2 protein-coding genes are annotated in these 1,389 nt (G+C 68.1%); both read left to right on the top strand.

Going from position 1 to position 1,389, the window contains the following annotated elements; genetic code table 11:
- A partial coding sequence (locus tag ACU8YC_RS24870) for a hypothetical protein (protein ID WP_446895939.1) occupies positions 1-374 on the top strand: 374 nt, incomplete at its 5' end.
- A partial coding sequence (locus ACU8YC_RS24875; RefSeq protein ID WP_446895940.1) for an ISKra4 family transposase occupies positions 371-1,389 on the top strand: 1,019 nt, incomplete at its 3' end. The genes ACU8YC_RS24870 and ACU8YC_RS24875, both read left to right, overlap by 4 nt.

Genomic DNA, 1,389 nt, shown 5'->3' on the forward strand with positions numbered 1-1,389 from the left:
GGGTTCACGACGTGCGTGTCGAAGCGGTCGTGTCCCGTCGGCCCCGCCGCTACTATCCGCATTGCCTTGCCGGCCGGCATGTCTGCCCGCCGGAATGGTGCTCCGGCCCGGAGGCGCTGGACGAGATCAGAAGCGACCTGCTGGGCTTGGGTCTCGTGGAAGACCTGGAGTTTATGGCCGCGTTCGGCTCCGCCGTCGTCGAAATGTCCGAGGGCACGGTCGGCGACCTGCTCGACACGGTCGGCGAGGACAAGCTGCGCAGGGCGATCGACCGGCAGGATCGCCGCGATGCGCTTCTGGCGGAATTCGATCGCCATCGCACCAACACGCTTCTGGCCGAGCTTGGTTCCTCAACCGCGGAGGCGACGGCATGACGATCCGGTTCACCCTGACCCTGACGACCGAGGGTGGTGCGCATGGCGCAGCAGCCCACCCAGTGACGGTGTCGCTCGATCGGGCCGCGTTGAGCCCCGAGACGCTCGGACTGACCCTGTCGGAGGGCAAGACCATCCTGGCCGAATTGCAGGCCGCCATCGTGGCCGAGCAGGTCGCGGCTCACGAACGGGCAGCCAGGCCGTGTCCGGCCTGCGGAATCCTCCGAAGCGTCAAGGGCCATCATCCACTGACCTGCCGCAGCGCCTTCGGCACCCTTCCCCTCACGGTCAGGCGGTTACGCCGTTGCGCATGCGGGAGCGATGCTGCGGCTGGCGAGCGGGCCTCCTTCAGCCCCGTCGCCGATCTTCTGCCCGAGCGGACCACGCCGGAGATGCTTTATCTCGAGACCCGGTGGGGATCGCTGGTGTCGTTCGGTTTAGCAGCCCGCATGCTGAGCGATGTGCTGCCGCTGGATCGTCCCGTCGCGCCTGAGCGCGTCCGCCGGCACCTGCACGCCGTCATGGCACGCGAGGAGGCCGCGATGGGGGAGGAGCCGCACGGTTGGGCCTGGTCGGGCTGCCAACGAGACCTGAACGAGATGCCGCTTCCGAACGGCCCGGCCTATGTCGGTGTGGACGGCGGCTTCGTGCGCGACAGGGCGGGATCGTGGTTCGAGGTGATCGCGGGCAAGTCGATCTCCGGCTTCGATCGGCACGCTCCCGAAGCGACGCCGTCGCCTCCGGCCAAGTGCTTCGCCTTCGTCCAGACCCATGACGATCGACCGCGACGTCGCTTGCTCGACGTTCTCACCGCGCAGGGCTATGCGGCGAACCAGAAGCTCGTCCTCATGTCGGACGGCGGCGACAGCGTCCGCCGTCTCGTCTCCTGCATCAGCTCCGAGAGCGAGCATGTGCTGGACTGGTTCCATGTCACCATGCGCCTGACCGTGCTCGGGCAGATGATCAAGGGGGCCTGCCCGGCCGACCCGAGCTGGACGGAGGAGCGACTGCGGGA

The organism is Citrobacter sp. VF227, assembly GCF_052950715.1.